This is a genomic window from Winogradskya humida (genome assembly GCF_016862215.1).
In the GTDB taxonomy this organism is placed as follows: Bacteria; Actinomycetota; Actinomycetes; order Mycobacteriales; family Micromonosporaceae; genus Actinoplanes; species Actinoplanes humidus.
This window is the reverse complement of record NZ_BOMN01000037.1, coordinates 95,650-102,360: the sequence shown is the minus strand read 5'-3', so window position 1 is coordinate 102,360 and position 6,711 is coordinate 95,650. Positions and strand designations below refer to the sequence as shown.

At 65.7% G+C, this 6,711-nt stretch carries 4 protein-coding genes; all 4 read right to left on the bottom strand.

Annotated features, from left to right (window positions below; all coding sequences use genetic code 11):
- Positions 1–1,795: 1,795 nt before the first annotated feature.
- The 4 genes from Ahu01nite_RS15865 to Ahu01nite_RS15850 all read right to left on the bottom strand — a co-directional run bounded on the left by Ahu01nite_RS15865 (position 1,796) and on the right by Ahu01nite_RS15850 (position 6,458).
- Positions 1,796–2,863, bottom strand: a complete 1,068-nt coding sequence (locus Ahu01nite_RS15865) for a ParB/RepB/Spo0J family partition protein (RefSeq protein WP_203837287.1) — start codon at positions 2,861–2,863, stop codon at positions 1,796–1,798.
- Complete coding sequence (locus Ahu01nite_RS15860; protein WP_275411749.1) at positions 2,860–3,990, bottom strand: ParA family protein; 1,131 nt, start codon at positions 3,988–3,990, stop codon at positions 2,860–2,862. The genes Ahu01nite_RS15865 and Ahu01nite_RS15860 overlap by 4 nt, the downstream gene beginning before the upstream one ends.
- Positions 3,991–5,262: 1,272 nt before the next feature.
- Positions 5,263–6,066, bottom strand: coding sequence for a 16S rRNA (guanine(527)-N(7))-methyltransferase RsmG (gene rsmG, locus Ahu01nite_RS15855; protein ID WP_203837286.1), 804 nt, complete (start codon positions 6,064–6,066; stop codon positions 5,263–5,265).
- On the bottom strand, positions 6,045–6,458 hold the full coding sequence (locus Ahu01nite_RS15850; protein ID WP_203837285.1) for a hypothetical protein: 414 nt from the start codon (positions 6,456–6,458) through the stop codon (positions 6,045–6,047). The genes rsmG and Ahu01nite_RS15850 overlap by 22 nt, the downstream gene beginning before the upstream one ends.
- Positions 6,459–6,711 lie beyond the last annotated feature (253 nt).

The window sequence follows — 6,711 nt, the reverse complement described above, 5'->3', positions numbered from 1 at the left end:
GGGGCTCCGGGCTCCGGGCTCCGGGCTCCGGGCTCCGGGCTCCGGGCTCCGGGCTCCGGGCTCCGGGCTCCGGGCTCCGGGCTCCGGGCTCCGGGCAATTATCGGCGCATCCGTTTCACGTGAAACGAAGCGTGGGCCTACCCCCCAAGCAGCGACACAAACTCGCGCACGAAGAGGTCGCAGAAGGACCCGATCTCCGCATCTTCAAACGCCGGCAGGACTGGACTTCGCCACGTGCCGACCCAGACAAGCGGATTTGTACTCCGATGGCAAAACCTTGGCGAGCACCGACCGACCAAGCCGCCCGCATCGTATGCATCACCCAACGCACCCCACTACCTGAGTGACCTAGACAGGAATATCGACAAGCTCGGCCAGCGCAGCGCAATGCCGAACCCACGACGCGGGCTCCGTTAGAGGAGAAACCGTCCGTGCGTCAGCCCCAGCTGTCGACGCGAGTAGCAGGGTCCTTCGGTGACTCGGTGAGGAATTCCAAGCAGCCGACAAATGCGCACGGTGCCAAGACCCGCCACGCGAGCCCATGACGACAGGGAGCCCGCCCGAGAGAGCCCGCCAAAGGCGGCTAATAGGAGAGACGCAGTGCGGGCCTGAGCCCACGGGCAACGGAAGGCTGCGCACCAAGAAGGTTCAGACAACGGCTGAGCGCCACAACTGCCAAAGGTGCTCTTACGTAACGCAAGGCTTCGTGGCACCTGAGCTCGCCCACTGAACGGATCGCCTCGGGAGTGATAGCCGGCATTGCGCGAAGTCTCTCAGAGCTAAGCCACTCCGCGGCGAGAAGCTTTCTGCGCAAAGCGACCCACCGGATGGCAGGCGTCGAAAGATCTCGCCGTGTACAGGACCGACCCGCGATCACGTAGACCGTGTCAGACAACGACCGCCGACCACAAAGACCGCCGAGAAATCACGACCCTCAACATCGACGTATTGAGCGGGAAGCCGCGCGGCTGCAACAGAGATGCGCAGGGACCCGATCAGCGCGCGCAACGGGAATGCCGTCTAACACAGCGGCGCCCGAAGACGCGACACACCGATGCTCAAGCGGCGTTCATGGTGGATCCTCGGCGTTAGGTTCTGGGCGTTACCAGCGCACCATACCTTCAGGTCTACCTAGCAAGGGCTCATTGTTCCAATGCCTCTAAGTAACAACGAGAGTCGACCGGAATTCATGTTTTGACCGACAGAAGGCGTCCACAAGAACCTGGAACCCAAAAACTGGGCAAATCGGGCGTCAGATTTGGCCCGGTTCGGCAGAAGGGGAAGATCGGAAATCCCAGGAGAATCGTTCTGACAGAACCGGATTTGGTGGATCGAGCGCCTCTCGCCCCAGCCAAGTCGATCACCGATGTCCACTCCGGCAACCAAGTTCAGGCGAACACAATCTCCGGCCTTTCCCAACCGATCAAAGCTCAGTGCGCCGAAGGAGCGCGAGAGCGGACACCGCCACACCCGCACCCTGCTGTGGAAGACCTCAACTGCACGACGAAGCTCCAACCCCATGACGCTCGCGGGATAAAGGAAGTGACCGCGAAGGAAGAACACCAAAGCGAAGTCGACAAGCACCGTACAACTCGGAGGGCTCATGCCAACCTCGCAAGAGGACCGCCATGCGAGCACGCCAACCCACGCCGATCACCGGGGCCGGCCAATCAACTGAACTTAGGCAAGGTGGTGGCCACATCAGACCCCGGACATGAAGAAGGCACGTGATCCGCCGAATCACGTGCCCGTCGTCTCCTTCAGATAGCGACCCCGCCGCCGCCACCCGTACCGCTCACTCTGCTGTAGAGCCCGCGCCTTCTTCCTCCACGCCGATCATTCCGACGATCCGTTCGAGGTCATCCACCGTGGCGAACTCGATCGTGATCTTGCCCTTGTTACGGCCGATGTCGACCTTTACCCGGGTGTCGAAACGGTCCGAGAGGCGGTCGGCCAAGTCGTTAAGGGCCGGCGCGTGGACCTTGGCACGGCGGGCCGGCGTGGACTTCTTGGCCGGACCGTCCGCGATTGCCAGGGAGACGAGCTCCTCGGTTGAGCGTACGGAGAGGCCTTCGGCCACGATGCGCTTTGCGAGGTCTTCCTGGGTGTCGCTGTCGTCCAAGCTGAGGAGCGCTCGGGCGTGGCCTGCCGAAATCACGCCCGCGGCGACCCGGCGCTGGACCGGGGCCGGCAGGTTGAGGAGCCTTATTGTGTTCGAGATCTGCGGGCGGCTACGGCCTATGCGGCGCGCCAGCTCCTCGTGCGTTGCGCCGAACTCCTCGAGCAACTGCTGGTACGCGGCCGCCTCTTCCAACGGGTTCAGGTTCGCCCGGTGGATGTTTTCGAGGAGGGCGTCGCGCAGCATCGCGTCGTCGCGGGTTTCACGGATGATGGCCGGGATGGAATCCTTGCCGACCGCCTGTGCCGCGCGCCAACGACGTTCGCCCATGACCAGCTCGTACGTGCCGTCGCCGATGTCCCGGACAACGATGGGCTGGAGGAAGCCAACTTCCTGGATCGAGGTTTTGAGCTCGTCCAGGGCCTCGTCGTCGAAGACGTGGCGCGGCTGCTTCGGGTTGGGCACGATCGACGTGACCGCAAGCTCCGCAAAGCGCGCACCCGGCACCGGTGCGAGGCTGACCCCGTCGTCAACAGGGGGAGCGACGGGCTCTGCTGCCGGCGCGGAAACGGGCGGCCCCGAAACGGGCGCGCCGGATACAGGCGGTGCCGAGACCGGAACCTCGGACGGCGCTGAATACTGCGGGGGAGGAGTCGTAGCGGCAGGTGGCGCCTCCGCCGGCGGCGCTGTGGGAATCAGCGCGCCCAGGCCGCGGCCGAGGCCACCCCGTGGACGGTTCTTCATGCCGTGCCTCCCGTGTTGACCCCGCGGTTCGCAATCTCCAGAGCCGCCTCGAAGTAGCTCGTGGCGCCCCGCGATCCCGGATCGTAGGTCATCACCGATTGGCCGTAGCTGGGAGCCTCCGACACTCGGACGTTGCGAGGAATCACCGCCTCGAGCACCTTCGATCCGAAGTGGTTCCGCACGTCCTGCTCAACGGCGTCGGCGAGGCGGGTGCGACGGTCGTACATGGTCAACAGGATCGTGGAGACATCCAGCGTCGGGTTGAGGTGCTGGCGTACCAAATTGATGTTGTTGATCAGTTGGTTGAGGCCTTCCAGCGCGTAGTACTCGCACTGGATCGGGATCAGCACCTCCTGCGCCGCGCAGAGTGCGTTGACCGTGAGCAGGCCAAGCGAGGGCGGGCAGTCGATGAAGACATAGTCGAACTTCTCGGGGTGGGCGCTGATCGCCCGGGCGAGGCGGGACTCGCGCGCGACGACCGAGACGAGTTCGATCTCCGCGCCGGCCAGGTCGATTGTGGCCGGAACACAGAACAGGTTCGGGATGCCCTCAACCGCCTGCGCAACCTCCGCAAGCGGCACGTTGTCGATTAGGCAGTCATAAACGTCGGGAACGCCCGCGTGGTGCGGCACGTTCAGGCCGGTCGAGGCGTTCCCCTGTGGGTCCAGGTCCACCACCAGGACACGGTTACCGTGCAGCGCGAGCGCCACAGCAAGGTTGACCGTCGTAGTGGTTTTGCCGACGCCGCCCTTCTGGTTCGCGACGGCGAGCACCCGGGGATGAGCGGGCCGCGGCATCGTGATCTCGCCGCTCGGGTTGAGGATCTGCACAGCTCGCAACGCTTCCATGGCAAGGGGCGGATCGTCCTCATCCGGGGTCGGCGTTTCACGTGAAACATGCTCGGCTGCTTCCTGGGGAGCAGCCGGCGGGGCCGAAACCGGCGGGGCCGAGGTGGGATGTGTTGCATAGACAGCGGCACCCGAGGTGGGCTCGGGCGCAAGACCGGCCGCGCCCGATGTGGGCTGCACGGCGAAACCGGCAGCACCCGAGGTCGACTGCGAGGCAAAGCCTTCATGGGGATGAGTAGCGTATTCGCCAGTCGGCGAGGAGGACAGCTCGCTGGGCACAGACGCCGAGCCCGAGGCTGATACGCCAGCCGGGACAGCAGCAGGGGGCGCCGAACGCGGTGCCGGAGCGGAACGTCGGGAGTCGGACGGAGTTGGTTCGGGGGCGCTAACCGGGGTGCCGTACACCTGTCCCTGGCCCGCACGTGGCTGCGGGACGCCCTGGTCTCCACTGTTGAAAGTCACGGTCAAGCTCACACTCCGATCGGGCTCGGCGTTAGGCTCGGTTTCACGTGAAACACCGTCCCAGCCGGGGTCGCCGTCGGGCCCCCTGCCATACTCATGCACCGTTTTATCCCTGCCTGGTTGGATGGAGTCGGCACCGCGAGCGTGCGGTCCGGCAGGAAGCGGCGGCGCGTCTACTACGCCAGCCGTCCGGTCCACACTATCGACGCGCGGCCAGCCTACGGCCGTCGGGCGACGCGTGCCACGCCTGTCCGTCTGATGAGTCGAGACCGATAGATTCGCGGCCGCCTCGAAAACCACAAATCCGGCAACGCGCCGCAACTTCCCCCCGTACAAACGCACACTTCCACAGGGCCACCCCAACCCCGAAAACCTCATATATGTACGCGCTGGGAGCCCCGCAACCGCAACCCCGACGCGGGCAGAATCTCCCGCCCCGCCCCGCATCCCCCCAAGCCCAACGCCCGTACCAGCCCGCGCCGACTCCCCGGTCTTCGGATCAGCCCCCTGAATCCGTGGCGAACCAAAACCGTCGCTCCCCGAAACAGACGCATCGCCACGCGAACCAGCCGACCCGACCACGTCCGAAACGCCGACCTCGGCCGTACGCAGGCTCACCATCGAAGTAGCCGCCCCAAAAGCGACCAACGTCCCATGTTCCAGCACACGGTCAGCCATCGATCCGACATCCGACAAACCAATGCCAGTCAGCTCACCTGACGCCGCCCCCGCCGAGGAACTACCAACCTCGTCGGAACGGGCCGACCTAGAGCTGACCGGCCTGGAGCTAACCGGGCTGAAGCTGACCTCGCTAGAGCTGACTTCACTGAAGCTGCCCTGCCTAGAGCTGACCTCGCTGGAGCTGACCGAGCTGGAACTGCGGCGAACGGCGACCGAACGGCGACCAACAGCATCAACAGCGACCGGGTCCGCAGCGCCAACCCGCATCGACTCAAGGAGCCCCGCCTCGGACAACCCGGAGTCAAATCCGAAGTCAGGGGAGCGCGAATCCGAATGCTGATGCTGTCCAGGCGGGGGCGTAGGTCTTGGGATCTTTCCTGTTTTCTTTCGCGCGCCCCGCCTGGCCATTTAACCCCTCCGCGATCTCCTCTTCCCGGGGCTGCGGCCACCGGCGGCGCCGGAGGAACGGCCCTGGGCGGCCGTCCGCTGGGACGACCTTGGCCCTGGTGCCACGACGGGTCGCTCGCGCACGATCTCGACAACCGTGGCCGGCGGATCGATCAGTCCTGCCCCGCAGAGCCGGACGGTCGGTTCGCCGCCGCCCAGGCGCGCGATCTCGTCGCGGTGCTCCGCTATCTCCTCCTCGGCCGAGGCACCCTTGAGCGCCAGAAGCCGGCCACCGATGGCGGCGAGCGGAAGGCACCAGCCGGCAAGCCGGTCCAGTGGCGCTACCGCCCGGGCGGTGACAACGTCGGCGGGGGCGGGGGGTCCACCAGCAACGTCTTCCGCCCGGCCTCTCAGGACCGTGACGGTCGAGTCGAGGCCGAGCGCTGTCACCGCTTCGGAGAGGAAAGCGGTTCGTCGTGCCAGCGGCTCAACCAGCGTGATCGTGAGATCAGGCCGAGCCACTGCCAGCACGATACCGGGCAAACCGGCACCAGACCCCACGTCAATCACCGAAGCGCCGAGCGGGATCATCTCGGACATAACACCACAGTTGATCAGATGCCGTTCCCACACCCGCGGCGCCTCCCGCGGCCCGATCAACCCTCGAACAACGCCCTCGGTCACAAGCAGCTCAGCAAACCGCCCCGCCAACTCCAACCGATCCCCGAAAACCCGCCCCGCAGCCGCCAGATGCTCAACAGGCGGCCTGAGAACATCCCCACCAGAAGAACCCGCAGAGGCCGCTACAACACCACCAGAGCCCACCCCAGACACAGAGCCCGAGCCCTCCACAGCGCCAGACTCAGTCCCACGCCCCCCAACAGACCCAAGGTCCGACCCGCCAGCAGAGGCAGGGTCACGCCTCGCGGCAGACGCAAGGTCAGACACGGGATCAGGTCCACCAGCAAACGCAGAGTCCGCCTCAGAGCCAACGGCAGGCGCAAGGTCAGGTTCAACGCCAGGACCAGCCGCAGAACCAGGAGCAGCGGCCCGATCAGAGGCAGCGGCTGGGACAACGGCAGCGGCCCGACGAACAGAATCAGCGTCAGGTCCGGCAACAGGTGCAGCATCAGGTCCGGCAACAGGTGCAGCATCAGGTCCGGCAACAGGTGCAGTGGCAGAAGCGCCGACAGAATCAAGGCCAGACGCGGAGTCATCGGAAGCAGGACCCGAGGCAACCGAAGGCACCGGCTCAGCGACAGGACCAGCGTCAGCGGCCGGCTTCCGAACGGTCGAGCCAGCCGTCCGTCCAGGAAACCCCCGAACCGGAACCCGCCGCGAAGAAGACGCCTGCCGCGACGACCCCGACCTCGACTCCGAGGACAGCGAAGACGGCGAAGACCCCGACGAAGACGCAGACCCCGAAGACGACGAAGACCCCGTCAAGGGCGAAAATCCCGACGAACGCGC